The organism is Flagellimonas sp. 2504JD4-2, assembly GCF_053642935.1.
Map to the genome: position 1 here is coordinate 145,720 of NZ_JBSIOV010000005.1, position 26,497 is coordinate 172,216.

Consider the following 26,497-nt stretch of genomic DNA (forward strand, 5'->3'; position numbering starts at 1 on the left):
TTACCGTTAATCCGAAAAACCGACGCTTTTTATGGGATTTTTTGATTTCATGACCGAGGAAATCGCCATCGACCTTGGTACTGCAAACACCCTGATAATTCATTTAGACAAAGTCGTAGTTGATAGCCCATCCATTGTTGCCCGGGATAGAATATCCGGGAAAATTATAGCAGTGGGAAGGGAGGCCAATATGATGCAGGGAAAGACCCATGAGAACATCAAGACCATTCGACCTTTGAAAGATGGGGTAATTGCCGATTTTGATGCTTCGGAGAAGATGATCAATATGTTCATCAAGAATATTCCGGCCTTAAAGAAAAAATGGTTTCCCCCTGCGTTACGAATGGTCATTTGTATTCCATCGGGGATTACCGAGGTGGAAATGCGTGCGGTACGTGAATCAGCGGAAAGGGTAAACGGAAAAGAGGTGTATTTGATTCATGAGCCAATGGCTGCCGCCATTGGTATTGGGCTTGACATTATGCAGCCCAAAGGAAACATGATCGTAGATATAGGTGGGGGAACCACCGAAATTGCCGTGATTGCCTTGGGCGGAATTGTTTGTGATAAGTCGGTAAAGATTGCGGGTGATGTATTTACCAACGATATCATCTATTACATGCGGACCCAACATAACCTGTATGTCGGGGAAAGCACTGCTGAAGCAATCAAAATTGAAATTGGTTCGGCTACAGAGGATTTAAAATCTCCACCGGATGATAAATCAATTCAGGGAAGGGATCTTTTGACAGGAAAACCAAAGCAGGTCCAAGTTTCTTATCGTGAAATTGCCAAAGCACTGGATAAAAGTATTTTGAGGGTCGAAGATGCCGTTATGGAAACCCTTTCGCAAACTCCACCTGAGCTTGCAGCCGACATTTACAATACAGGTATTTATCTTGCTGGTGGTGGATCTATGTTGAGAGGATTGGACAGAAGACTCTCCCAAAAAACAGATTTGCCCGTTTACATTGCTGAAGACCCGTTAAGAGCAGTTGTACGAGGCACAGGTATCGCCCTTAAGAATTTGGAGCGATATAAAAGTATATTGATAAAGTAATTCGGTTACCGAAACCGTTTTGGGGCCATCGAAAGTTTCCGGACTTTCTTAATGATACGATTGCATGCAGCGGATCATCAATTTTATTTTAAGGTATAGAAATGCTTTTCTCTATAGCTTTCTTATGGTCATTGCCCTGAGTATGACCATTCGGTCCCACTCCTACCATCAATCCAAATTTTTCAACTCATCCAAGTGGCTGACAGGTAATGTCTACGGTATCGCAGCGAACATATCATCGTATTTTGGGCTGAGGGAAGAAAACCAACGTTTGGTTCAAGAGAATGAAAGGTTACGAAAACTATTGTTCAATTCAGAATCTGAAATTACCCAACAGGTAGACACCACAGCCATTGACTTCGAGGTGATCAGTGCCAATCTTATAAAAAACAGCTTTTCCTCCCCAAGAAATTACCTTACCATTGACAAAGGGAGAAATCAAGGTGTGACCCAGGATATGGGTGTGATCACTACAGAAGGAATCTTGGGCATAGTAGAGAATGTCTCTTCAAATTTTGCTACCGTCCAAAGTGTTTTGAACACTAAGTCAAGCATAAATGCCAAAATTAAAAACTCTGATGATTTTTACGGATCGCTCAAATGGGATGCCGAGAATTATTTAGTAGCTCAACTTATCGATATTCCCAGATTAGTGCCATTGGTTGTTGGAGATACTATTATTACCGGGGGTATGTCTAGTATTTTTCCCGAAGGTATTCCTATTGGAGTCATCAAAAAATACGATCTAAACACTTCTCAAAGTTTTTACAACATTGATGTAGAGCTATTCAACGATATGTCCAACATCAAAAATGTGTATTTGATCAAGGATAAGAATAGGGAGGAAATTAAAGAACTGGAAGCACTGACTGAGAATGAATAACACGATTTTCATAAATACGCTTCGCTTTACATTGCTTGTCCTTACACAAGTACTTATTTTCAATACCCTAAACTTTATGGGGTACGTTAACCCATTGGTGTATGTCATCTTTTTTTACTGGTATCCGATAAAAGGCAATAGGGCGGTATTTATGGTGACTTCATTTTTCTTAGGATTCATGATTGACCTCTTTTCGGATACACTTGCCCTACATTCCGTAGCTGCATTGACCGTTGCCTATGTAAGACCGGTGATCATGCGTTTTTGTTTTGGGGTGAACTATGAATTTCAAAATTTCAGTTTCAAAAACACAACCAAGGTGCAGCGTGTTACTTTTTTGGCCCTGTTGATACTTGTGCATCAAATCGTTTTCTTTTCGTTGGAAGTTTTAAGTTTCTCCCACTTCCTGTTAATTTTGAAAAAGGTTTTTGCCACAGGAGTGGTAACTTTGGTATTGTGCACACTTTTTAGTTCACTTTTTAGTCCAAAGAGCGAATAAAAAAGCTGTTGCTTCGTTGAAATACAAAGGTCAAGTGCCCAAAATATAATTACCCATGAAAAAACTGCTGCTATCTTCCATTGTTGTCATCATCGGATTTACATTTATCGGGAGACTTTCCTATTTGCAGCTTTTTCGTTTTTCCCCTGATCAGGTCTTGGAAGACCCCGCTATAAAAAAGATATACGACTATCCGGAACGCGGTTATGTTTATGATAGAAATGGGGAGCTAATGGTGGGTAACCAACCCGCTTATGACGTCATGGTAATTCCCCGGGAAGTCCAACCTCTCGACACCTTGGAATTTTGCACTCTTTTGAAGATTGATAAGGAGCACTTCATCAATAAAATGAAAAAAGCCAGGATATATTCTCCTAGGCTCCCTTCCGTTTTGGTGCCTCAGTTATCCAAAGAAGATTATGCCCGACTTCAAGAAAAAATGCGCCATTTTGAAGGTTTTTATATTCAGAAAAGATCTTTGCGGTATTACACGACCAACAGCTCCGCCAATGTGTTGGGCTATATTAGCGAGGTCAACGAATGGGATTTAAAAAACAACCCATATTATGTTGCTGGCGAATTGAAGGGTCGTACCGGAATCGAAAAGCAATACGAAGAGTTGCTCCGAGGAAGGAAAGGGGTAAAACACATTCAAAAGGACCGATTCAATAGGGATATTGGGCCTTATAAAGGAGGAAAATTGGATACTCTTCCTGAACAGGGAAAGGAAATCCACATTACTCTGGACAAAGCACTACAAGAATACGGAGAGCGTCTGATGCATGGTAAACGAGGTGGCATCGTCGCCTTAGAACCCAAATCAGGGGAAATTTTGGCCATGATATCAGGCCCTACCTATGACCCGGCGCTTTTGGTTGGTAGAGAACGGTCCAAAAACTATAGCAAACTACACTACGATACTATTTCAAAACCTACCTGGGACCGCTCGATTTTGGCAGAGCCTTCCCCTGGATCTCCTTTTAAGACCCTTAATGCATTGGTTGCCCTCCAAGAAGGTGTCATTGATCAGAAAACAAAGTTTAGATGCTATAATGGCTTTTATGTTGGTAATCAAAAGAAAGGATGCCACTGTGGAGGTGGGGTACGAAACATGATTTCAGGAATCCAAGAATCATGTAATGCCTATTTTGCCGGAACTTTCAGGAAAATCTTTGAAAAATACCCAACAACAGACGAAGGTAGCGACGTGTGGGAAAAACACATGAAAAGTTTTGGACTTGGGGGTTATTTGGGAACTGACATCCCTACGGGACGACCTGGAAGAATCCCTGGCAAGGCCTTTTATGACAAATGGTACGGTGACGGACGATGGGCATCTTCAACCATAATTTCGAACTCCATTGGCCAAGGTGAAGTTGCGGCAACTCCCTTGCAGTTGGCTAATATGGCTGCCGCTATTGGTAATCGGGGGTATTTTTATACGCCTCACGTGCTAAAATCTGTTGGCGGCATGGGAGCTATTGACCCAAAATATACCGAACCCCACTATACAACCATAGATCGTGAATTTTTTGAGCCGGTAATCCAAGGAATGGCCAATGTATATAAATACGGTACGGCCCGTTGGGTACAAATTCCAGACATTGAAATCGCAGGAAAAACCGGAACCGTAGAAAACTTTACACGAGTAAATGGAGAGCGCATGCAATTGACCGATCACTCCGTTTTTGTCGCTTTCGCTCCTGTCGATAATCCAAAAATTGCCCTGGCCGTATATATTGAGAATGGCTATTACGGTTCACGCTACGCCGGGCACATCGCATCGCTATTGATAGAAAAATATATAAAAGGGGAAATCACCAGAAAAGATTTGGAAAAGCGAATGCTTGAAAAGACCTTAGAGCACGAATATGCCAAACCCTACAGTGGTGAGCCTTTTAAGATAAATGAGTATGTCTGGTAGAGGACTTTTTGGGAGGCTTGACTGGCTGACTGTTTTTATCTACGCCCTTTTGGTTTTTATGGGGTGGGTGAATATTTATTCCACTACAATGACGGATGCAACCACCTCAATTTTTGATTTCTCTACCCTTTACGGCAAACAACTTTTTTTTATTGGACTGGCCTTGGTTGGCATCATTTTCGTCCTTTTTATCGAAACCAATTTCTTTGAACGTTTTGCTTCAATCTTCTATATCGCAGCAGTGATTCTCCTTATTGGATTATTCCCTTTCGGAAAGACCATTGCTGGGGCAACATCTTGGTACGACCTAGGTTTCTTCAACCTTCAACCTTCAGAACTTGCCAAAGTGGCAACGGCTCTTGCATTGGCCAAGTACCTCAGTGATATTCAAACAGACATCAAAACTCGTAAGCACCAGCTTTACGCCTTGATCATTATACTATTGCCGGCTTTGCTCATCTTACCGCAGCCCGACCCCGGAAGTTCGTTAATCTATTTTTCACTGTTTTTTGTGCTTTTCAGAGAAGGATTCCCATTGTACTATTTAGGGGTTTTGGTAGTTGCGGTAGTACTCTTTTCCACTACATTGATGTTTGGCACGGTGTGGGTCGGAATAGGTTTAGGTATTTTGACAGTTTTGATTTTCACCTTTAAAAGAGCGACAACCAAGATCCCGATTTTACCCTTCAGTTTGATTTTGATTGTTTCCGTATTGTTTTCCTTTTCTGTGCGATTTGTTTTTGATAACGTTTTTGAACAACGCCACAGAGATCGTTTTGCCTTATGGCTACGTCTGGAGAAAGATGAGGGAAAATTAGAAGAAATCAGAAAGAGCATCGGCTATAATACCTATCAATCTGAAAAGGCCATTGAATCTGGTGGATTTTTTGGAAAAGGTTTTTTGGAAGGCACCCGAACCAAGGGTGATTTTGTTCCGGAACAGCACACCGATTATATTTTTAGTTCGGTTGGTGAGGAATGGGGGTTTGCCGGAACAACAATGGTTATTCTGCTGTTCTCTTTTCTTTTCCTGCGGTTGATTTTCATTGCCGAAAGACAAAAAAGTGATTTTAGCCGAATGTATGGTTATGGAGTCATTTCCATTTTGTTCATACATTACTTTGTGAATATTGGCATGGTCATAGGTCTTTTACCTACCATTGGTATCCCATTACCCTTCTTTAGTTATGGAGGTTCCGGGTTGATTTTCTTCACCATGCTTCTCTTTATATTCTTGAAGCTGGATTCGAACCGACTTAAGGACGGTATCTAAAACTTCCATCCCGAAGCATCCACTTTTTCTTCGATCTTTTTTTGCCAAGCCTTGGGCTGATTTTCAAAAAAATCGATAAAGGTGATTTCTTCCAATTCATCAATAGGTATCAAAAAGTGCTTGAGAGAAGCCGAACTTTCCTTATTCGGAATCAAAAAACATAGTATTTGCACTGAATCCCCATCCTTCCGAAAAACGATCTTATAAAACGCATTGGGCACATCCACATCTTCCTCCCCAATTTCTTCCAAGCCATTTTCCAGCACTCCACCTGTGATAACCGTCAAATCTCCATACTTTTTACACCAATAGCGAACCTGTTGCTCCAACCTATTCCAAACTCCAGCATTAAAGTCCCTATCCTGCGGACTTATATTGCTTGTGTAAAAGGTTTCGTTATAGGCCTGTTCTGAAAAGCGACGATCTCCCGCTGGGCACAAATGGCCTCTATCATAACCCGAGCCCTTGTAGTTTCGCCAATCCGCCGATTTGGTCCTTATCTTAGGGTCTTCTATAAAATAAGGCCTTCTTCGATCATCTTGGGTCAAATGGCTTCGCTTCAATTCATATGCAACCCATTCTGCCTGTTCATGTGGTTCACTATAGGACAACACAAAATGTCGATGTCTGATTATATCTCCGCCGGTTGAACTAGGTAACAGCTGCGATGTAACGATTGTCTCATTTTCGTCCTCCTTTGGATGGGAATACGTGTCAGGGGTATAAAAGTTTTCGAACACCCAAAAACCAATAACACAAGCAATAAAAAGTAGGGTATAGATGGTTTTGTTTCTCATTTCAAGATTTGATCACAAAGCTAACCATCCTTCTAAAACAAAAAAGCCGACTCTATGGAGTCGGCCTTATTTAAATTCTTAATTGCAGTTAGCCTTTAACGCTGGCCAACTTTCTTTCAGTGCTCTTAATGTTATTCAACTTCAAGTCCCTTAACACGTTTATAGCCTCTTCAACGTAAAGATCTCTGGCCAAATTTTTGTGCCAACGATCTCTCTTTTCCCTCAAGATAGGATCTTGGGTAAACAACTCCGTTTCATATTTTAATGATTCAAAAGTCAATTTGGAATCATATTCCCTAAGGCTTTTGAAGTGGTCTGAACGTTGTTTAGCTTCTTCCTCTCGTTTTTTGTAGTCGCTATAATTCAATGAAATGATGGTTTCATCCTGTTGTTCTTTCAACCATTGGGCATTTTCCTCAATAAGTTTGATATACTCATTGTCCGCCATTCTAGCCTTACTATTGGCCACTGTGGTCTCAAAATCAATATAACCATCCCATATTTTGTAATCTGCCGGAGTGATTTTGTCCCACCCCAAAGGATTTTCTTGGTCTCTTTCACCCAAATCTATATAACTGTAGCGGTCTGGAACGACAATATCACTTTTAACTCCCTCCAACTGCGTAGATCCACCATTTATCCTGTAAAACTTCTGGGTAGTAAGCTTGATTGCTCCCAAATCCCCATGTTCGTTGCTTCGAACAATATTATCCAACGGAATTACATTTTGAACAGTTCCTTTTCCAAAGGTCTGCTTGCTACCAATAACAACGGCACGCTTATAATCCTGCATCGCAGCTGCCAAAATTTCCGAAGCCGAAGCAGATAGTTCATTGACCAATATTACCAATGGTCCATCCCATTGAATACGCTCGTCTTTATCTTCATGCACCTCTTTTCGCTGTCCAGAAGACCTTACCTGAACAATTGGGCCATCTTTGATGAACAAACCGGCCATTTCAACCACAGTCTTCAAAGATCCTCCTCCATTATCACGTAAATCAAGAACTATACCCTCTACACCGGCCTGCTTTAAGCGCTCTACTTCTTTAGCAACATCGGTTGCAGCATTGCGTTCGGTGTAGTCTTCAAAATCCACATAAAACTTGGGTAGATTGATCAATCCGTATTTGTGTTCATCCTTTTCCACTGTTGCGGACTTGGCAAACGACTCTTCAAGCTGAACTACATCTCTGGTAATGGAAACCACTTCTACTGTACCATCGACTTTACGAACCGTTAAATCCACTATTGTTCCCTTTGGGCCCTTTATCAATTTAATGGCATCATCCAATCGCATACCTACGATATCGATAGGTTCTTCCCCATCTTGACCGACCTTTAAAATCTCATCGCCGACCTCAAGGCTTTGATCTCTCCAAACGGGTCCTCCAGAGATAATCTCCATAATCCTGGCCCCTTCCGGTTTCTTTTGCAATCTTGCTCCGATACCTTCAAACTTACCGGACATCCCTATATCAAACTTCTCCTTGTCATCAGGTGCAAAGTAGAAGGTATGGGGATCAAACTCATCTACGATTGTGTTAATGTATTGCACGAACCAATCTTTACGCTCCAAGTCATCAATAAAATCAAAAAATTCGTTAAGTGTGGTTTGTGTGCTTTCCCTAGCGGCCTGTTCAACCTCGGCCAAGGTCATATCTTTAAGTTCCTTTAGAACTGGTTCAGAAGGTTTTTTAACATTCACACTGGCCAGGCCTTCATCTTCATTACCAGAACCACCAGCAGCCATGGCCTTTTCCCTGATTTCGATCTTTTCATCATAAAGACCCAGGGTATTGTATTTTAACTGCTTTCTCCAACGCTCTTTAAGTTGCTTTTTGTTGGCAGCATACTCCTGATCTTTGTAATCTATATTAATATCTTCAATCGCGTTATAATCAAATGGCTCTGACAACACCTCCGTGTAGATATCCTTTGCTTCACCCATACGCTTCATCAATCTTTGGTATACAATATTGAAAAAGGTAATCTCGGTATTCTTGATCTCGTCATCTATCATGAACCTGTATTTCTCAAATTCACGAATATCACTTGCCAAGAAATATCTTTTTGTTGGATCAAGAATATCTATAAAATCATCAAAAACGCTGGAAGAAAAATTATCATTCAAATCCTTGGGCTCATAATGGCCACGTTCCAGGACATAAGTGATCAAATCCAAAAGCAATTTGTCCTTATCGTCGTTTTCAAAAGATTTGTTTGTAAAACTGCAGGAGGCTACTGCAACAAGAATTACCAAAAGTGCCAAGGTGAAATTCTTTTTCATAATATGGTATTTGTTGGGACCTAATTTATTTGGTCGTAAAAGACCCGTTCTTCATTAAATCCATCTCCGTTTCTGTTCATATGAATTCCCTAAGATACTGAAAAAACCGTGCCATTCCAGTGTGCCGTATTTAATTTTTTGTTAAACGGCAAGGGTATCATATCCTTATGAAAAACGTATTTTTACGCCATTAATTATTCAAAATGAAAAAACCGCTCATCTTGGTCACCAATGATGATGGAATTACCGCCCCTGGACTAAGGGTGCTCATCCAAGTAATGAAGGAAATCGGAGAAGTGGTAGTTGTCGCCCCGGATAGCCCACAATCAGGCATGGGACATGCCATTACCATTGACAGCACGCTGTATTCAAAAAAAGTGGTCATAGACCATGAAGAGGGCGCTCCAAGTGAGTATAGTTGCAGTGGAACGCCCGCAGATTGCGTAAAATTGGCGTTGCAGGAAATCTTGGACCGCAAACCAGATATTTGTGTCAGTGGTATCAACCACGGCTCCAATGCCTCGATAAACGTAATCTATTCCGGAACCATGAGTGCTGCCATTGAGGCAGGTATCGAAGGAGTTCCAGCCATCGGTTTTTCACTTTGTGATTATTCGTGGGATGCGGATTTCAGTTTCGTGAAAAAATCCATCAAAAAAATTGCCCAAGAGGCGTTGACGCAGGGAATTCCGAAGGGAACCGTCCTCAATGTCAACATTCCAAAAACAGATTCGGAACCCAAGGGCATCAAAGTCTGCAGACAGGCCAGGGCCAATTGGAAAGAGCAATTTGATAAGCGAACAAGCCCCACGGGAAAGGATTATTACTGGCTTTCGGGTGAATTTGAACTATTGGACAAGGGCGAGGACACCGATGAATGGGCCTTGGCCAATGGATTCGTTTCCGTTGTGCCGACGCAATTTGACCTTACGGCCCATCATGCCATTTCACGTATAAACAACTGGAACTTAAATGAAGAATAGAAAGGAGATTTTAATTGGTTTTGCTGTCGGAATCATAGCAAATACCTTCGGTACCTTGATATATATTTTACTTTTTTCCGATTTGGGCATAGCCGAAACCTTCCAAGCAGCCGTTTCCCAAGGTCATGTTGGCAGTTTATTGGCCTTAGGCGCTATTTTGAATCTAGTAGCCTTCTTTGGGTTCCTTCGGATAAAAAGGGATTACAGGGCACGCGGAGTTATGATTGCCACACTTTTGACGGCTTTGGTAATTTTGTACTATAAAGTTTTTGCCTAAAATCTTATTCTGAGCCTAAGTATCGAACTTGAAATTTTAAATGAAATACTATATAATCGCCGGTGAAGCCTCAGGAGACCTACACGGCTCCAACTTGATCAAGGCCTTAAAGCAAAAAGATGAGCAAGCCCAAATTCGATGCTGGGGAGGCGATTTAATGCGCGATGCCGGTGGAGATTTGGCCAAACACTATAAAGAAATGGCCTTTATGGGGTTTTTGGAGGTCATCAAGAACATTCCCACGATTTTTAAGAATATTTCATTTTGCAAGGAGGACATTCAAAAATTTGGCCCGGACCTCATCATTTTTATTGATTTTTCAGGTTTTAATCTTCGGATTGCGAAATGGGCCAAGAAAAATGGTTTTAGGACCAATTATTACATATCGCCCCAAATATGGGCCTCTCGTGAAGGCAGGATTGAAAATATCAAAAGGGATATCGACAATATGTACGTCATTCTCCCCTTTGAAAAGGATTTTTATGAGAAAAAGCACAAGTATCCTGTGCATTTTGTTGGACACCCACTCATCGATGCGACAGCAAACACCAAAATCGTAGATGAAGCACAATTTAGGAAAGAGAACAATCTTCATCCGCAAAAACCCATCATTGCACTTTTACCGGGAAGTAGAAAGCAAGAAGTGCAAAAAATGCTGAACATTATGCTGTCGGTAAGCACAGACTTTCCCGATTATCAATTCGTGATTGCAGGTGCACCCAGTTTATCCGACGATTTCTATCATTCTTTTTTGCAAGAAGGTATTGGCTATGTTTCGAACCAAACCTACTCCTTGCTCAGTCATTCCCATGCAGCTTTGGTTACCAGTGGAACCGCTACTTTGGAAACGGCCCTTTTTGAAATCCCTCAAGTGGTATGCTACAAAGGCAATTGGATTTCCTATCAAATTGCAAAACGAATTATAACACTGAGTTATATTTCTTTGGTTAACCTGATCATGGACAAAGAAGTAGTAAAAGAGCTGATTCAAAGCGATTTATCCACGGAAAACTTAAAAAAGGAGCTTTCCAAAATTATCGGAGGAAGCGAGAGAACCCGCATTTTGGACGACTACAAATCCCTGAAAGAGAAATTAGGGGGAAAAGGCGCCAGTCAATTGGCAGCGCAATTAATCATCGAAAATGCTTAAATTATACGCCAAGAGTAAAAAAAGTTATTCTTGAATGTTGAAAAAGGCCCTCTATTTTCTTAGCCTATTACTATTGATTGGCTGCGGTTCAAAAAAAAGAACCTATAGTAAGAGCAAGCCTATTGTTGTCTCCGTTGAAGGCTCCGCGGAAGAAACAGCCCCTCCCAAAAAGAACAAGAAGGAAGAAGGAAAAAATGCCAAGGCGAAAGCTATTATTTCCACAGCGATGACCTTTAGCGGCACCCGCTATAAATATGGTGGAACCACAAAAAAGGGCATGGATTGTTCGGGATTGGTATTTGTCTCTTTAAAGGAAAACGACATCTCCTTTCCTAGAACCTCCTATCAAATGGCGGAACAAGGGAAACGAATAAAGCTGAACCAAGTACAAAAAGGTGACCTCCTTTATTTTAAAACAAGCAAACGTGGAAAGCGGATAAACCACGTAGGATTGGTTGTTGATGTAAAGGGAACCGATATAAAATTTATACACTCTACAACCTCTAGGGGTGTAATAGTATCATCTCTTCGAGAGGGGTACTGGAACCATGCCTTTGTAAGGGCGATGCGAATTTTGTAATTATTGCGATTTTTTGATTTTGTTTCAATAAGGCTGACCTTGTGTCTTGTGGTGGGCATTGTTTTGGGTTTTTACCTTGAAATGAGCCTGCTTATACCCCTTTTTTCAATGCTGGGACTAGTTCCCCTTTTATATTGGACCCAAATAAAACAGCAGAGAAAAGGATTTCCTCTTTTTGAATTGACCACCATCTTACTGACCATTTTACTGGGTGTTTTTATCGTCACCCTGTCCAAATCAAAACAATTGGAGCACCACTATGCCCAAACCGAATTGGAAACCCCTAAGCTTTGGGAAGTTAAAATCAGGGACGTGCTCAAGCCCAATTTCTTTAGTCAACGCTATGTGGCCCAAATGCTTTCCCTGGAAAAGCAAGCATCCACTGGGAAAGTATTGATCAATCTTCCCAATGATTCCATTTCAAAAAAATTAAAGGTTGATGATGAGTTTTTTGTGTTCAGCAATGCAAAAACCATCAATCCGCCTTTGAATCCCCATCAATTTGATTATAAAGATTTTTTGCAAAAACAGGGTATTTACCATCAGATTTGGGCCAAACCTGAACAACTCCTATTAAAAAAAGATCCGGACATTACCCTTTTGGGAGTCGCCTCAAATTTTAGGGAGAATATCATCTCAAAATTAAAATCAGCAAACTTTGGTAAAGAAGAATTAGGGGTAATTCAAGCACTACTGTTGGGCCAACGCGATGACATTTCTGAAAGCACCTACAATAATTACAAGGATGCTGGTGCTATCCATATATTGGCTGTTTCCGGGCTTCATGTCGGGATATTACTATTGATGTTCCAGTTTCTGCTCTCCCCGCTGGAACGGTTACCCAAAGGTAAAACACTAAAATTGGTCATTGTTGTTCTATTACTTTGGGCCTATGCCTTTATTGCCGGACTTTCTCCCTCCATTGTCAGGGCTGTGACCATGTTCACATTCGTTGCTTACGCTATGTATTTGAACCGACCTACCAATTCTTTTAATATCGTGGCCTTATCCATGTTCTTTATACTATTGGTAAAACCACTTTTTCTTTTCCAAGTGGGCTTTCAAATGAGTTATGCCGCGGTATTGGCCATTGTTTGGATATACCCCAAACTGCAACAGTTTTGGTTCCCCAACAATATTCTGGTTCGCAAGATCTGGCAATTGCTATCGGTAAGTGGGGCCGCCCAACTGGGAGTATTACCCATCAGCCTATACTATTTCCATCAATTTCCTGCCCTGTTCTTTGTATCCAATCTTTTGATTATTCCTTTTTTGGGGATTATTCTTGGCTTGGGAATCTTGGTCATCGTACTTTCTTTGGTTGGTTGGCTTCCTGATTTTTTAGTAGAAACCTACACTTTTATCATCAAAACCATGAATGGCGCCATAGCTTGGATAGCCGAACAAGAAAGTTTTATCATCCGTGATATCCCATTTGATGGTATTCAATTGTTATTGGGGTACTTCATCAGTATTGTTGGAGTCTTTTTTCTTTCCAAACCCAAATTGAAAAACTCCCTGGCACTTCTAGCTGGAATAATTTTGCTGCAAGTGTGGGCCATCAAAAACCAGTATCATCTCAAACAAAAAGAAAGTTTGATTCTCGCCCATCAAACCCGAAACTCCTTATTACTTCATCAAAAGGCAAGCACTTTGAATCTTTATACAACTGACAGCAGCAACAATAACCGTATTGTAAAAGACTTTAGGATACATAAGCGGATAGATTACCTTTCAGATAATCCGTTGCGCAACAGTTTTCATATCAAAGAAAAGAACCTATATGTGATGGATAGTTTAGCGATTTATCCACCGTCAAGACAAATTGATTTTCTCCTGCTCACCCAATCCCCAAAAGTAAATCTGGAACGCTTAATTGATTCCGTTTGCCCCAAATTGTTATTGGCTGACGGCAGTAACTATGCCTCATACGTTAAACGATGGAAGCAAACTTGCGATAAAAAAGAAATCCCTTTCCACAGTACCAGCGAAAAGGGATTTTATGTTTTTGATTTGGATTAATCAAGAATTTTCTACGTAACGTCTCCCATCCATTTTTTGATAAATGGACTAGCTGCAAAGAATATCAGTCCAGCACCTACTGAAACCCATACTACATTTAAAAATATATTTGGCATTTCAAGTACATTTTCAGGATCAAAATTACCCCCAATGAGTCCTGCAATTAAATTTCCTAAGGCCGCGCCTACGAACCAGATTCCCATCATCTGACCTAAATATTTGGCCGGAGACAACTTACTGGTAGCACTAAGACCAACCGGACTAATAGTCAACTCACCTATCGAATGTAAAAAATAAGTAAGTATTAGGGCAAACATACCTGCCTTGGCACCACTGGCTGCGACATGCGCCGCCTCAACCATAACCCAAAATCCTAGACCAAGTAAAATCAGTCCGACAGCAAATTTAAAAGGAGTGCGTATGTTAATGTTCCTCGCGGCCAACTTTACCCAAAGAGCACCAATTATAGGTGCAAAAATGATAATGAAGCCCGAATTAAATGACTGTAGCATCCCCGCTGGCATTTCCCAACCACCAATAAAGCGATCTGTAAAATCTCTAGCGAACAGGTTCAGTGAAGAAGCGGCTTGCTCAAAACCTGACCAAAAAATGGCAATCCCCACGAATAAAATAAAAATAACAGACACTTTTTTCTTATCAATAATGGATAAACCTCCATTTAAAAGGATATTCAGAAAATACCCCATTGTAATAACCACAATAATAAGACCAAGGGCTTGTGCAATACCAGTAGCAGTAGTAACATCTATATAATTGGCAAACTGCAGGCCAACTAATAAAATTAATACCGTTGCAATTATTATAAGTGTTACAGATTTATTTGACTTTTCAGTTTTCTCTATTTGCTTAACCTTGGGCTCAATACCAACTTCACCAAGGTATTTTGGAGCAAAAAACTTATATGCAATTAACCCCAATAGCATTCCAACAGCGGCCAGTCCAAAACCTAAATGCCAGTTGTATTCGGCCAAAAGTGGAACGAATATTTGTCCAAAAAACGATCCAAGATTTATTCCCATATAGAAAATAGAAAATCCTGCATCCCGTTTTGCTCCATCTTCATTGGTATATAGTTCTCCTACCAGCGTACTAATATTCCCTTTTAATAAACCTGTACCTAAGGCAACAAATGCCAAACCTGTAAAGAATATTGCTGGAGATCCCGGTATAGCCAAGATTAAATGTCCAATCATAATAAGGACACCTCCATAAAAAACCGCTTTACGTTGTCCAAAAATATTATCGGCCAACCATCCTCCCGGCAAGGTCATCAAATAAACGGAAGCAGTGTACAGGCCGTATACCGCTCCTGCCGTTTCCGTTGTCAAACCAAGGCCTTCCATAGCAATATCTGTTGTCATAAACAGAATTAATATTGCTCTCATACCGTAATAACTAAAACGTTCCCACATTTCAGCCGCAAACAACACATAGAGTCCTTTAGGGTGACTAAATTTATTTTTACCTCCTGTAGATTTTACAGCATCTGACATATATTAATGAGTTTGGTTACAAATTTTTCTTGACGAAGTCGGTCATCTTGGTGAATAGATGAAGTCTTGTGTTTCCCCCATAAATTCCATGGTTCCGATCCGGATAAATTGCCCATTCAAATGGCTTATTAGCCTGAATCAAAGCTTCTATCATTCGCATGGAGTTCTGCACATGTACATTGTCGTCTCCCGAACCATGTACTAACAAGTATTTTCCTTTTAACAACTCCGGATAATTAAATGGAGATTCGTTATCGTAGCCATCAGGGTTTTCCTGTGGGGTCCTCATAAACCTTTCTGTGTAAATGGTATCGTAAAAACGCCATGACGTAACGGGGGCAACCGCAATGGCCATTTCAAAGGTGTCGTTCCCCTTTAAAAGTGAGTTGGTGCTCATATGGCCGCCATAGCTCCATCCCCAAATACCAGTTCTATCCGCATCGATATAAGGAAGTTCGCTTAACTTTTTGGCCGCTGCAATCTGGTCTTCGGTTTCGTACTTTACCAAATTCAGATAGGTTACTTTTTTAAAGTCCCTTCCCTTGTAACCAGTTCCTCTTCCGTCCACACAAGCAACAATATACCCTTGTGAGACCAACATTTCATGCCAATAATCATTGGAACCAAACCATCGGTTTGCTACCTGCTGGGAACCTGGCCCGCTGTATTGATACATGAAAAGTGGATATTCTTTGTTCTCATCGAAATCCACAGGTTTGATCATGTACATGTTCAAATCATTCCCATTCACATTGATCGTAGAGAATTCTTTTGGACTCAATTCATATGATTCCAACTTGCTGTCCAAAGCAGCATTGTCTTTAATATCTTTTAGTTTCTTACCATCGGATGCACTATGTAAGGTGAATACATAAGGCGTGGTGGCACTGGAAAAAGTATTGATAAAATAAGTGTAATCCGCACTGAAATCGGCCCCGTTGGTTCCTTCTTTAAGTGTTAATCGTTTCTTTTTCTTCCCATTGGCCCCAATGCTGTACACATCACGGTTTATCGATCCATTTTCCGTGGATTGATAAAAAATTTTCTTCGCCTTTGGATTGTATCCGTAATAATCGGTTACTTCCCACGCTCCCTTGGTGACTTGATTCTTTAGCTTTCCATCTTTTCCATAGAGATAAATATGGTTGTATCCATCCATCTCACTGATCCAAATAAAACTGTCATCTGCCAAAAAGGTCAGGTAATCGGTTATATCCACGTAAGCATCGTCTTTCTCTTCCATAAGTAAGGAAACCGAGTTATCAGCTGCACTAACAGCATGTAGTTTTAGATTGTTTTGATGGCGGTTCAAGGTCTGGACGCTTAAATTATTGGGATTGTTCATCCATTTGATACGCGGAATGTAATAGGCATCGCCCAAATCCACATTGGAAGTGCTTCCTGAGCTTACATCGTACATATGCAGGGAAACCTTTGCATTCTCCTCACCTGCTTTAGGGTATTTGAATTCGTACTGGAATGGATACAGGTTTTGTCCATACACGTCCATAGAAAAATGGGGCACATTGGTTTCATCAAACTGAAGAAATGCGATTTTGGAACCATTGCTGTTCCATTCAAAAGCCCTTACAAAGGCAAATTCCTCTTCATAAACCCAATCGGTCACTCCATTAATAATGGTTCCCTTGTTTCCATCGGTGGTGATTTGCTTGGTATCGCCAGAACGAATATTAAAAATATAGATGTTGTTCTCTTTAACGTAAGCGACTTTGGAACCGTCTGGAGACAACAAAGGTTCCTGAATTTTGTCATCAGAAACCTTGGTAATTTTCTTGGCGTTTATATCATATACATAGTAAACTCCCAGTCGTGAATGTCTAAAAATGGGTTCAATTTCGGTAGCCAACAGCACTTTGGATTCGTCCTTACTGAACGTATATGAGGTGAAAAAGGGAACATCATCTGAAGAAGCGACCACAGTCTCCACTTTTTCCAGTGTTTCGTAGTTGTATTTATCCAAACTGCTTGAGCGCGGAGAGCTATTAAAATTAAGTACCGTGTACTGCTTTCCGTTTTTCATGGAACGCAGGGCATCCATAAATTCAGTTCTAAAAGCGCCTCCCCAAATATCTTCGAGGGTTATCTTTTTCTTTTGTGCAAATGATAAGGTTAAAAATCCGAAAATGAATAAGAACAGTAGGGCCTGTTTACGCATTGAAATTGAGAATTGGTTAAAAACCGTCAAGTTTACTAATATTTATTCAAAAAATAAACTTTGAAATTGCATTTGTGACAAGAATTAGCCAAAACGGGCATAGCAAAATGTTAAATTTGTATTATCCTTATATTTGAGTCCTTTAACCCAGCAACATGAACACTCCCGTTGAAGGATTTTCCAAGCTTACCAAAGCTGAAAAAATTGATTGGATAGCTTCCAATTTCACTAAGGATCCTGACCGAACCAAACAGCTGCTCCAACAATATTGGAATCCTGACAAGGACGTTCAAAAAGTACACGATGAATTCATCGAAAATACTGTTTCCAACTACTATCTACCTTTTGCCATAGCCCCCAATTTTTTAATCAACGATCAGCTATATGCGATTCCTATGGCCATCGAGGAAAGTTCGGTGGTGGCGGCGGCAAGTAAAGCGGCAAAGTTTTGGTTGACCCGTGGCGGTTTTAAAACCGAGGTGATAGGGACTGAAAAGGTGGGACAGGTACATTTTATTTTCAGAGGGGATTCAGCGAAACTTCAGGAGTTTTTTAATGATCTTAAGCCAAGTCTTTTTGAAGACACTGCTTCCATCACAAAAAGCATGGAGAAACGAGGTGGCGGCATTAAGGACATCGTGCTAAAGGACCAAACTGCTAATATTGAAGGGTATTATCAGTTGCATTGCACTTTTGAGACGAAGGATGCTATGGGGGCAAACTTTATCAACTCTTGCTTAGAGCAATTTGCAGCCACTTTAATGGAAAAAGCCAGTGCTTATTCCGCTTTTACATCTGAGGAAAAGGACATTGAGGTTGTAATGAGCATTCTCTCCAATTATGTCCCGAATTGTGTGGTCAAGGCCGAGGTAAGTTGCTCCATTGACTCCCTAAATGAGGATGGTGTTTCGCCCGAAGAATTCGCACAAAAAATGGTTCAAGCTGTGGAAATAGCAAAGGTTGAACCTTATAGAGCTGTTACCCACAACAAGGGTGTAATGAACGGTATAGATGCGGTAATACTGGCCACAGGTAACGATTTTAGAGCTGTCGAGGCAGGAGTGCATGCATACGCCTCCAAAGATGGCACTTATTCCAGTTTGACGCATGCTTCCATTGAAGGTGCTGTTTTTAAATTTTGGATTGAGATTCCCTTGGCTTTGGGTACCGTGGGTGGTTTGACCTCACTTCACCCTTTGGTAAAATTGGCATTGGAAATTCTTCAAAATCCATCAGCCGAAGAATTGATGCAGATTGTTGCCGTTGCCGGGCTGGCCCAGAACTTTGCAGCAGTGCGATCCTTGGTTACGACCGGAATCCAAAAAGGGCACATGAAAATGCACTTGCTGAACCTGCTCAATCAAATGGGGGCAACCGAAAGCGAAAAACAGCAGCTTGTTCAGTATTTTAAAACCCATACCGTGACCAACGCTTCTGTTAAGGAGGCTTTGACAAAGATGCAGTCCGAATAATGCAAAAAAAATTCTACAGCAACGGAAAATTGCTGCTCTCTGGAGAGTACACCATTTTGGATGGTGCTACAGGACTTGCGATTCCCACCAAATATGGACAATCCCTTGAAGTAACCGACACTTCAACAGAACTGTTGGAATGGAAAAGTTTGGATGAAAATGGTGAAGTTTGGTTTGAAGGCATATACGCCATTGGAGATTTAAAGGCATTGTCGACTTCGGACCAATCCATATCCACAACTTTAACACAGTTACTTAACGAAGCAAAAGCACAAAATCCAGATTTTTTAAAGCATATTAAGGGCGTCACAGTTGAAACGAAGCTCAGCTTTGCAAGGAAATGGGGATTGGGAACCTCATCAACGCTGATCAACAATATTGCCCAATGGGCAGAAGTGGACGCTTACCTTCTATTACAAAATGCCTTTGGCGGGAGCGGTTATGATATTGCCTGCGCAAAGCACGATTCCCCAATTTTATATCAATTGATTAATGCTACTCCCAAAGTGGAGGAAATTTCCTTTAATCCAGAGTTTAGAGATGCCCTCTATTTTGTTTATCTCAACCAAAAACAGAACAGTAAAGCAGCGATTAATTTATACCGTAATCAAGAATTTGATAAGGATTCTGTGCTTGCCCGTATTTCATCCCTAACAAAAAGGATGGTTGAAACAACATCCTTAAACCAGTTTGAAACCTTGATAATGGAGCATGAGGGAATTTTGTCAAGCGTCCTGGGATTGCCTCCCATAAAAACAAAACGCTTTGCTGATTATCCCGGTGCTGTTAAAAGTCTAGGTGCGTGGGGAGGTGATTTTGTGTTGGTCACAGGTAATGCATCAGCCGTGAAATATTTTAAATCCAAGGGGTTCGATACCGTCATCCCATATTCCCAAATGGTCCTTGGCCAATAAATAATGTTTTTTAATGCTTATCTTTTTTATCCAATACGGATAAAATGCGAAAGCCATTATTTTCTCTAATCTTCTTTTTACCCTTTGTATTACTATGCCAAAACAGTGTTTGGAAGGAAAAGTGTCTTACCAGCAACTCCGCGGACGACCGATATGCTTCCTATTCTCCCGATGGGGATTGGATTGTTTTTGAATCAAACAGGGATGGAAATTGGGAAATATATTTGATGGATAGCAAAGGGGGAAATACCCGAAGATTGACAGACGACCCTGCGGATGATAGACGACCTACATGGCATCCCGGTGGCAAAAAAGTTTTGTTCGAATCAAATCGAAGTGGAAGCAATCGGCTATATACCTTAAAAATAGCTTCTGGAAGCGTTCAAACCCTCAAAAAACTTAAAATATCAGGGGAGCCCATATTTGCACACTTTTCACCCAATGGTAGAAATATTGCCGTTAGTATTCAAGAAGCAGAACAACAAGGGAGCATTGTATTACTGGATAGCAAGGGAAAGTTTCTTAAAAGATTAATTTACAATGACTTCAGAAATTTCTATCCCAAATGGTCCATTTACGGTAATGCTATTTTGTTCTTCTCAAGAAAAGACACCGAAAATAAAGATGACGAAATTTATCGGTTAGATATCCGAACCGGGGCAGAAAGAAGGTTGACCGAATGGCCCAAGCATAATTTTTGTCCATCATGGTCTGGAGATGGAAAGCAAATAGCCTATGTAACTTCAATGGAAGGTAGCAGACCCGAAATATACATCATGAATGCGGATGGCACCGGCAAAATAAGGATTACCCAAAACGAAAATGGGGAAACACTACCCAATTGGCATCCCAACCAAAAGAAGGTTTTGGTCACCGCTTATAGAAATGGAAATTACCAGATTTGTGTATTGACTCCATAGGAATTTCTACCAAACAAAAAGCCACCCCTAAGGATGGCTTTTATATTTTAAGAATCTACTTTGTTTTTAATAGAAAGTAGCTCGTTTATCCTCGATATCTGCTCCTTCCTTTAGTGCATTATAAACCGCAGTATTTACGCGGCTTGCCGCATTGGTTTTTAAGGTATTCGCGTAGGTGCTAAAGTTATCCACACTTGGAGCATCTTCCTTTTTGGTGACCTTTACCATGAATACTCCCGTTTCACCCTCAACAAGGGTGGATGTAGCATCTTGTGGTAAGGTAAATGCCGTTCCCACAACCAATGGTTCACGACCAGCTCCAGGAATGGTAGGTGATTTTAGCGTCAAGGCAGACGCATTTGAAAGGGCTACATTGTTATCCTTTGCAAGGGCATCCATTGTTTTTCCCTGATTGGCTGCGATAATTTGCTGTGCCTTTCTTTCTTTTCTGATTTTTGGCAGTGCGGTTGCTGAAGCATCTTCGGTGGACATAACTCCTTCCTTGAACTTCTTAGTAAGTTGTACAACTGCATATCCATTGTTCACGTTGAATCTTTTGATGTCACCAACTTTGGTATCATCATTGAAAGCCCACTGGACGATTCCTCTTTGAGCAGACAATCCAGGAAGATTTTCATCCATTTCCTTGATTTTGTTTACCGGTCTTACCGAGTAGCTGCTCTCTTTGGCGATATCACTGAAAGCTTCTGGCTCTGCATCAATCGATGCCATTTCAAATTTGGTGGCATCGGTAAACAACGTATTGATGGTCTCTTCAGAAGGCTCTACCTCTCTAGAAAGTGTTGCCACCTGAACAATGTCTTGCTTGTCATCTATTTTGATGATGTGGAAACCAAAAGGAGTTTCCACCATTCCGATTTCACCTAAATCGTGGGTAAACAGGAAATTTCTATAGGCTTCGGCCAACCCAAGGTTGGACTCTTGAAAATATCCGATATCACCAGAGCGTTGAACCGCGGTAGGATCATCTGAATTTTCCCTGGCCAAGGTCGCAAAATTAGCGTCAGCTTTTCTTGCTTCAACCAACATCTTTTTTGCTTCTTCCTCAGCTTCTTCCTTAGTTCTGGTTATATCCGCACCAGCTCTTTCAGAACCTACATAAGCATAAAGAATATGGCTTGACTTTACAGAGCCTTCAGATTTGATGTCCATTATTTTGGAAACCCTAAAGAAGTTCCCATCTCTATACGGACCATAAATTTCTCCCACTCCCAATGCCAGTAGAGAATCGGCCGCAACAGCTGGCAATTCGTTTTTTGCCCTGTAAATAGTATCGAACTTGCTATCGGAGTTTCTATCCAAAAAAGCGGCCATGTCCTCAATATTCTTAAACTGCTTTTCGACATAAGTGGTATCAGCAGCGTTGGTAATTTTATCCTCAATCAAACTCTCAACATCTGCCCTTACTTCATTCTCATCATCAGCTGAAGCCTTTTCCTCAAAATAAACAAAACGGATATCACGAGCCTTGTCCTGCTTAAAGTCATCCTTGTGATTGTTTATATAGGTTTGGATATCATCTTTGGAAACTTGGATGGTACTATCGGCTACTGAGGTGTAAGGTACCCGCACATACTGAATATCTACCTTTTCATTTGCCATATTATAATCGAACTCTCCTTCGGCTAGTGTAGCGCCTACTCCTCCTTTGATCAGATTGAAGTACATACGCTCTTTGGCCAACTGGATGATTCGTTGCTCATCTTGTAGCCATGCATCGTATCTTAAAGGGTCATTGGCTTTCCAATCTGCAATAGCACTTCTGAAAACTTCTTCGTTAAAAAATCCGTTTTCATCCAAAAAATCAGGAATCTGTGCGTAACCTGAGGTTTTGACGTATTCTACAATCTGATCACTTTCCACATCAATCCCCAAATCCTCGAATTGTTGCTCTAAAATGGTCTTTCTCAACTCTTGGTCATAAACCGTGTTCACCAGTTGGGTAGACGAAATGCTGGGACCAAATCGTCTTGAAGCACTTTCCACTTCTCTTCTAAAGTCATCAATGGAAATACTCTCCCCATTTACTTCAACCACAGATGAGCCTACTTTTGCCCCGCCAAAATCGTTGCTGGTAAAGACTCCAGATATTACGAATGCAAACAATGCCATACCAATGATCAAAATCAGTACGGTTGTTCGTTTTCTAATATTCTCTAATATTGCCATTTTACTGCTTGTTTTCTTTATTTTCAGTGGGCGAAAATACCATTTTCTTTTCAAATAGGAAAGCGTACCAAAGCGTTGAAACTGTTAATCTTCGGTATGTACATGGACGCTTACCAAATCTATTTTGGTATTGGACACCTCAAGGATACGGAAAGTGAAGTTCTCAGTCTTTATTTCTGAGTCCAATTCGGGTATCTCCTCTGTTTCGCTCATTATCAATCCGCCCAAAGTTTCGTATTCCTCACTTTCGGGAAGTTCCAGCTTATAGTTTTCGTTGATGTAATCGACCTCCAATCGTGCCGAGAATTTGTACACGTTCTCGCTCAATTGTTCTTCATGCAAATCGGTAGAGTCATGCTCGTCCTCAATTTCACCGAACAACTCTTCCACAATGTCTTCTACCGTCATAATTCCTGAGGTCCCGCCATATTCATCCAACACCACCGCCATGCTCTTACGCTTTTTGGTGAGGACATTCAATATGTCCTGGATAAGCATCGTCTCCGGCACAAATTCCACCGGAAGCAGTATACTCTTTATGGTCTTTGGTTTTTTGAAGAGCTCGTATGAGTGCACGTATCCAATAATCTCATCAATACTTTCTTTGTAGATCAATATTTTGGAGTATCCTGTCTCGGAAAATAGTTTAGTAAGGTTTTTTGGGGTCTCATCAATTTCCACAGCCGTAATCTCGGTACGGGGCACCATCACTTCCCTGGCCTTAACCGTTGAAAATTCCAAGGCATTTTGGAAAATCTGTATCTCCGAATCTACCTCATCCTCCTCTTCCACAGTTTCCATTTGTTCGGTGATATAATCCCCCAATTCCATTTTTGTAAACGCCAGTTGCACCTGGTCTCCTTCTGTTTTGAAAAAGACACGGAGTATGAAATCGGAAACCTTGATCACAAACCATGAAATGGCCGAAAACAAAATGTAGAAGAAATAAGCCGGAAAGGCAAATACTTTTAGTAGCGTGTTGGAATATATTTGAAACAACACCTTGGGCAGAAATTCAGCTGTTACCAATATGATCACAGTAGAAATTATGGTTTGGGAAAGTAAGCTGAAATCGGTTAAAAGGGCATTGATAAAATTGGACGCGGTCGGCAGTAATTCTTGAAACCATTCCATCAGCATATCGCCCATAAACAATCCGTATATGACAAGGGCAATATTATTGCCGATAAGCATGGTGGCTATGAATTTTGAAGGCTTCTGGGTGAGCCAGGTCAGCACCTTTGCGAAAAAACCTTCTTGCTTTTTCTCAATTTCAATGTGAATACGGTTGGCCGATACAAAGGCAATCTCCATTCCCGAAAAAAAAGCCGAGAATACCAGCGAGAGTATTATTATGATTACCGAAGAACTCAACGGTTCGTTTATTGGTTATCTTTCTTTCGTTGTTCAAATCGCTTTCGATATTTCCTCCTGAAGAGAAACATCGCAATGGAAACCACGGCAAAAAATATAAAAATATAGGTCTCCTTGGGGTCAACACTCCAAAGTTCAGCTATTTTATAAATTGAAATGGCAGCTACGGCCAAGTACAAATACTCGGTATATCTTAAAATCTTGATCATTATTCGCTTTCTTTTATCGTCATCAGGCCATAGGTCTTATGGGCCCTGAAAAAACTAAAGTCTCTGTTGAAATCCATTCCCTCACCATCCATTACGGTACCGTCCTCTGGATTGGTGTATGTGAACACCTCTTCGGTAAATATCCAATTGTTTGTTCTATCAAAAAATAATTGAGGGGTTTCCAGTTTTTTACCATCGTGTGTTTCGATGATCACATTGCCTTGCAAATCTATCAAGTTGGTCTGGGAGTATACAATACCATAATCTGCCGTGATAACGCTCTTTTGATTTTTTTCATCAAAAAAGTCGACCTCAAGGCCATCTGGAAAGGTACGGTACTTGAAGCTTTGGTTGTCATAATCTTCCGTAAGGGGACTGGTAAGAATGGCAATGACCTTAGAACTGTCCGCATCCTCAGAACTTAGTTCTTTCGGAGTCTCAGTATATGTCAAGGTGAAATTTTGTGCCACACCTTGTGGAAAAATGGGCTTAACGGCTTCTTCGCCCACTCTTTGATAATTGTCCTTGCAGGACATAAAAAGGATTGCCACGGCAAGAACCGTGGCAAAACCTATTAAATTATTTTTTGATGTCTGTTTCACACTACAAACTCGGCACTTTTACGCTGCCTCCTACCCAACAGCTGAAAGTAACACGCTTTCCTGCCATTCCAGAGCTGAAAATCATCTCTTTGGTAGGTGCCTTAGCTGCATAACTTGCTGCAGATTTGCTTGCTCGACCACTCAGGGATGGGTCAACACGTCCTGCTTTTCTTGCCATTTCAGCTGCCTTCCAGTAAATCGCTCTTTTTTCGAAAGGAGTAGTTCCACAGGCATTGGCACTACCAGCATATAGATTGGCGATCAACAAATACGCCTTTCCGTTTGCTGGATTAGCATCGATAGCCTTAAGGGCATAGCTCCTTGCTTGGGATTTACTACTTCTTCTAACCGTCGTAGCAATTTTATATAGGATATTCGATTTTCTATGGGAATCTGTTTCCAACTCCACAGCTTTGTTAAAGTCAGCAATGGCACCTTTGTTGTCCCCTGCTTTTTGCTTTAACACCCCACCGTACATATAAGCATCGGCAGAAGGATCCAAAGCCAATTGCGCTTCGAACAGCTTTCTAAACATAGGGTCATCGGTACATTCTTTGGAGAACATTCTTCCAACGGCACGCTTTACCCAGTTTACATCGTTCTTTTTAGCTTCGTAGCTCTTCTCATATAATGGGATAAGGTTACCGCAATCTGCAAGTGCTCCCAATTTAGAATCGATACTTCCGGCAATTTTACCGTATGATTTTGAGTTGACGGTTGCAGCTCTAAGCTGTCTTTTTTCTTTTGTGGTCAAAGTTCCCAAAGAGTCTTTAGGAAGCAATTTGGTAACCACATTGGTCAACTTTTTGTTTTCTTCCTCTACTTTTTCGGTAACATCATCATAGGCATCAAAAACTTCTTGAAGGTCCTTTTTACCCGTATCATGAAGATCTACCAAACTTGAGAAGTATAGGTAAAGTGCTTTTGGGTTTTTGAAATTTTTCTTGTCTTCCTTAAAAGCTTTGTTCAACATATTATAAAGCTGTTCGTCGGATGCCATCTTGTTATCGTAGGACAAAAGTGCTTTGTCAATGGCAACTCCAGCTTTGCTGAACTTTGTTGGAAAATATTTTAGACTATTGTCATAAAGGGACATTAAATCTTGGATGTATCCATCCTTATCGGTCCCTGAAGAATTTTTGATTTTGTGCACCAAAATCTTCTCTCCATAAGAAAAGTTGGCCTTATTGATATCCGGGCAACTTTCGTAGACCATTTTCCAAGGCTCGTAGGCAGCATCGTAATTTTTAACTTTTGCGTGTTCTGCGTAAATGGAAAGATTGGTCATACACTCTGGATTTTGAGCTTGAGCCATACTTAATCCCATCGACATAAGAATCGCTATCATCGTTAAGTAGTGTTTCTTCTTCATCTTACTAATTTTAAAG

At 40.9% G+C, this 26,497-nt stretch carries 22 protein-coding genes; 13 read left to right on the plus strand and 9 right to left on the minus strand.

The window, feature by feature from the left end:
* Positions 1–31 precede the first annotated feature (31 nt).
* The 5 genes from ACULLH_RS17550 (at position 32) to rodA (ending at position 5,639) form a co-directional block, all read left to right on the plus strand.
* Positions 32–1,060: a rod shape-determining protein gene (locus tag ACULLH_RS17550; RefSeq protein WP_055396723.1), complete on the plus strand. Its 1,029-nt coding sequence runs from the start codon at positions 32–34 to the stop codon at positions 1,058–1,060.
* A gap of 64 nt (positions 1,061–1,124) precedes the next feature.
* Complete coding sequence (gene mreC / locus ACULLH_RS17555) at positions 1,125–1,943, plus strand: rod shape-determining protein MreC (protein ID WP_454090063.1); 819 nt, start codon at positions 1,125–1,127, stop codon at positions 1,941–1,943.
* Positions 1,936–2,442, plus strand: coding sequence for a rod shape-determining protein MreD (locus ACULLH_RS17560; protein ID WP_454090064.1), 507 nt, complete (start codon positions 1,936–1,938; stop codon positions 2,440–2,442). Before mreC ends, ACULLH_RS17560 begins: the two co-directional genes overlap by 8 nt.
* A 55-nt stretch (positions 2,443–2,497) precedes the next feature.
* The gene (locus ACULLH_RS17565) at positions 2,498–4,366 is read left to right on the plus strand and encodes a peptidoglycan D,D-transpeptidase FtsI family protein (protein WP_454090065.1); all 1,869 of its coding nucleotides are present in this window, start codon (positions 2,498–2,500) and stop codon (positions 4,364–4,366) included.
* Positions 4,356–5,639, plus strand: a complete 1,284-nt coding sequence (gene rodA, locus ACULLH_RS17570; protein WP_454090066.1) for a rod shape-determining protein RodA — start codon at positions 4,356–4,358, stop codon at positions 5,637–5,639. Before ACULLH_RS17565 ends, rodA begins: the two co-directional genes overlap by 11 nt.
* Here rodA and ACULLH_RS17575 read toward each other — a convergent pair.
* Both ACULLH_RS17575 and ACULLH_RS17580 read right to left on the minus strand, forming a co-directional pair.
* A complete protein-coding gene (locus ACULLH_RS17575) occupies positions 5,636–6,436 on the minus strand; it encodes a DNA/RNA non-specific endonuclease (RefSeq protein WP_454090067.1) in 801 nt (266 codons plus the stop codon). The genes rodA and ACULLH_RS17575 overlap by 4 nt on opposite strands.
* Positions 6,437–6,524: 88 nt before the next feature.
* Positions 6,525–8,726, minus strand: a complete 2,202-nt coding sequence (locus ACULLH_RS17580; protein ID WP_454090068.1) for a carboxy terminal-processing peptidase — start codon at positions 8,724–8,726, stop codon at positions 6,525–6,527.
* 203 nt (positions 8,727–8,929) lie between these two features.
* Here ACULLH_RS17580 and surE point away from each other — a divergent pair, with 203 nt between their 5' ends.
* From surE to ACULLH_RS17605, 5 genes are all read left to right on the plus strand, one after another.
* Positions 8,930–9,709, plus strand: coding sequence for a 5'/3'-nucleotidase SurE (gene surE / locus ACULLH_RS17585; protein ID WP_454090069.1), 780 nt, complete (start codon positions 8,930–8,932; stop codon positions 9,707–9,709).
* The gene (locus ACULLH_RS17590; RefSeq protein ID WP_454090070.1) at positions 9,699–9,986 is read left to right on the plus strand and encodes a hypothetical protein; all 288 of its coding nucleotides are present in this window, start codon (positions 9,699–9,701) and stop codon (positions 9,984–9,986) included. The genes surE and ACULLH_RS17590 overlap by 11 nt, the downstream gene beginning before the upstream one ends.
* A gap of 40 nt (positions 9,987–10,026) precedes the next feature.
* Entirely contained in the window at positions 10,027–11,136 is a 1,110-nt protein-coding gene (gene lpxB / locus ACULLH_RS17595; RefSeq protein ID WP_454090071.1) for a lipid-A-disaccharide synthase, read from the plus strand.
* 34 nt (positions 11,137–11,170) lie between these two features.
* Complete coding sequence (locus tag ACULLH_RS17600; protein ID WP_454090072.1) at positions 11,171–11,716, plus strand: C40 family peptidase; 546 nt, start codon at positions 11,171–11,173, stop codon at positions 11,714–11,716.
* 81 nt (positions 11,717–11,797) lie between these two features.
* Complete coding sequence (locus ACULLH_RS17605) at positions 11,798–13,738, plus strand: ComEC/Rec2 family competence protein (RefSeq protein WP_454090073.1); 1,941 nt, start codon at positions 11,798–11,800, stop codon at positions 13,736–13,738.
* 11 nt (positions 13,739–13,749) lie between these two features.
* Here the strand turns inward: ACULLH_RS17605 and ACULLH_RS17610 are convergent, their stop codons facing one another.
* Complete coding sequence (locus ACULLH_RS17610) at positions 13,750–15,252, minus strand: peptide MFS transporter (RefSeq protein ID WP_454090074.1); 1,503 nt, start codon at positions 15,250–15,252, stop codon at positions 13,750–13,752.
* Between the two features lie 16 nt (positions 15,253–15,268).
* On the minus strand, positions 15,269–17,428 hold the full coding sequence (locus ACULLH_RS17615) for a S9 family peptidase (protein ID WP_454090075.1): 2,160 nt from the start codon (positions 17,426–17,428) through the stop codon (positions 15,269–15,271).
* Between the two features lie 155 nt (positions 17,429–17,583).
* On the opposite strand from ACULLH_RS17615, the gene ACULLH_RS17620 reads away from it, so the two are divergent.
* Genes ACULLH_RS17620 through ACULLH_RS17630 form a run of 3 tightly spaced genes read left to right on the plus strand, consistent with a single transcriptional unit; the run spans position 17,584 to position 20,734 of the window.
* Positions 17,584–18,900: a hydroxymethylglutaryl-CoA reductase, degradative gene (locus ACULLH_RS17620; protein WP_454090076.1), complete on the plus strand. Its 1,317-nt coding sequence runs from the start codon at positions 17,584–17,586 to the stop codon at positions 18,898–18,900.
* Positions 18,900–19,814 (plus strand): GYDIA family GHMP kinase, encoded by a 915-nt coding sequence (locus tag ACULLH_RS17625; RefSeq protein WP_454090077.1) that lies wholly within the window; start codon positions 18,900–18,902, stop codon positions 19,812–19,814. Before ACULLH_RS17620 ends, ACULLH_RS17625 begins: the two co-directional genes overlap by 1 nt.
* A gap of 44 nt (positions 19,815–19,858) precedes the next feature.
* Positions 19,859–20,734: a hypothetical protein gene (locus ACULLH_RS17630; protein ID WP_454090078.1), complete on the plus strand. Its 876-nt coding sequence runs from the start codon at positions 19,859–19,861 to the stop codon at positions 20,732–20,734.
* Between the two features lie 66 nt (positions 20,735–20,800).
* On the opposite strand, the gene ACULLH_RS17635 is transcribed toward ACULLH_RS17630, so the two are convergent.
* The 5 genes from ACULLH_RS17635 to ACULLH_RS17655 form a co-directional block, all read right to left on the minus strand.
* Positions 20,801–22,924: a peptidylprolyl isomerase gene (locus tag ACULLH_RS17635; protein WP_454090079.1), complete on the minus strand. Its 2,124-nt coding sequence runs from the start codon at positions 22,922–22,924 to the stop codon at positions 20,801–20,803.
* Positions 22,925–23,008: 84 nt separating this feature from the next.
* Positions 23,009–24,298 carry a hemolysin family protein gene (locus ACULLH_RS17640; RefSeq protein ID WP_454090080.1) on the minus strand — a complete coding sequence of 430 codons (1,290 nt, stop codon included), beginning with the start codon at positions 24,296–24,298 and terminating at the stop codon, positions 23,009–23,011.
* An 8-nt stretch (positions 24,299–24,306) separates the two neighbouring features.
* The gene (locus ACULLH_RS17645) at positions 24,307–24,507 is read right to left on the minus strand and encodes a hypothetical protein (RefSeq protein ID WP_454090081.1); all 201 of its coding nucleotides are present in this window, start codon (positions 24,505–24,507) and stop codon (positions 24,307–24,309) included.
* Complete coding sequence (gene lptC, locus ACULLH_RS17650) at positions 24,507–25,109, minus strand: LPS export ABC transporter periplasmic protein LptC (protein ID WP_454090082.1); 603 nt, start codon at positions 25,107–25,109, stop codon at positions 24,507–24,509. Before lptC ends, ACULLH_RS17645 begins: the two co-directional genes overlap by 1 nt.
* 1 nt (position 25,110) lies before the next feature.
* Positions 25,111–26,481, minus strand: coding sequence for a hypothetical protein (locus ACULLH_RS17655; protein WP_454090083.1), 1,371 nt, complete (start codon positions 26,479–26,481; stop codon positions 25,111–25,113).
* Between the last annotated feature and the right edge of the window lie 16 nt (positions 26,482–26,497).

Bases quoted from the DNA above. Each gene is read 5' to 3' on its own strand.
- ACULLH_RS17605 (WP_454090073.1), top strand. From the start codon at position 11,798: ATGAGCCTGCTTATACCCCTTTTTTCAATGCTGGGACTAGTTCCCCTT.
- ACULLH_RS17590 (WP_454090070.1), top strand. From the start codon at position 9,699: ATGAAGAATAGAAAGGAGATTTTAATTGGTTTTGCTGTCGGAATCATA.
- ACULLH_RS17580 (WP_454090068.1), bottom strand. From the start codon at position 8,726: ATGAAAAAGAATTTCACCTTGGCACTTTTGGTAATTCTTGTTGCAGTA.
- ACULLH_RS17565 (WP_454090065.1), top strand. From the start codon at position 2,498: ATGAAAAAACTGCTGCTATCTTCCATTGTTGTCATCATCGGATTTACA.
- ACULLH_RS17620 (WP_454090076.1), top strand. From the start codon at position 17,584: ATGAACACTCCCGTTGAAGGATTTTCCAAGCTTACCAAAGCTGAAAAA.
- lpxB (WP_454090071.1), top strand. From the start codon at position 10,027: ATGAAATACTATATAATCGCCGGTGAAGCCTCAGGAGACCTACACGGC.
- ACULLH_RS17560 (WP_454090064.1), top strand. From the start codon at position 1,936: ATGAATAACACGATTTTCATAAATACGCTTCGCTTTACATTGCTTGTC.
- ACULLH_RS17635 (WP_454090079.1), bottom strand. From the start codon at position 22,924: ATGGCAATATTAGAGAATATTAGAAAACGAACAACCGTACTGATTTTG.
- ACULLH_RS17630 (WP_454090078.1), top strand. From the start codon at position 19,859: ATGCGAAAGCCATTATTTTCTCTAATCTTCTTTTTACCCTTTGTATTA.
- ACULLH_RS17645 (WP_454090081.1), bottom strand. From the start codon at position 24,507: ATGATCAAGATTTTAAGATATACCGAGTATTTGTACTTGGCCGTAGCT.
- ACULLH_RS17550 (WP_055396723.1), top strand. From the start codon at position 32: ATGGGATTTTTTGATTTCATGACCGAGGAAATCGCCATCGACCTTGGT.
- mreC (WP_454090063.1), top strand. From the start codon at position 1,125: ATGCAGCGGATCATCAATTTTATTTTAAGGTATAGAAATGCTTTTCTC.
- surE (WP_454090069.1), top strand. From the start codon at position 8,930: ATGAAAAAACCGCTCATCTTGGTCACCAATGATGATGGAATTACCGCC.
- rodA (WP_454090066.1), top strand. From the start codon at position 4,356: ATGTCTGGTAGAGGACTTTTTGGGAGGCTTGACTGGCTGACTGTTTTT.
- ACULLH_RS17600 (WP_454090072.1), top strand. From the start codon at position 11,171: ATGTTGAAAAAGGCCCTCTATTTTCTTAGCCTATTACTATTGATTGGC.
- ACULLH_RS17615 (WP_454090075.1), bottom strand. From the start codon at position 17,428: ATGCGTAAACAGGCCCTACTGTTCTTATTCATTTTCGGATTTTTAACC.
- ACULLH_RS17575 (WP_454090067.1), bottom strand. From the start codon at position 6,436: ATGAGAAACAAAACCATCTATACCCTACTTTTTATTGCTTGTGTTATT.
- ACULLH_RS17625 (WP_454090077.1), top strand. From the start codon at position 18,900: ATGCAAAAAAAATTCTACAGCAACGGAAAATTGCTGCTCTCTGGAGAG.
- ACULLH_RS17610 (WP_454090074.1), bottom strand. From the start codon at position 15,252: ATGTCAGATGCTGTAAAATCTACAGGAGGTAAAAATAAATTTAGTCAC.
- ACULLH_RS17655 (WP_454090083.1), bottom strand. From the start codon at position 26,481: ATGAAGAAGAAACACTACTTAACGATGATAGCGATTCTTATGTCGATG.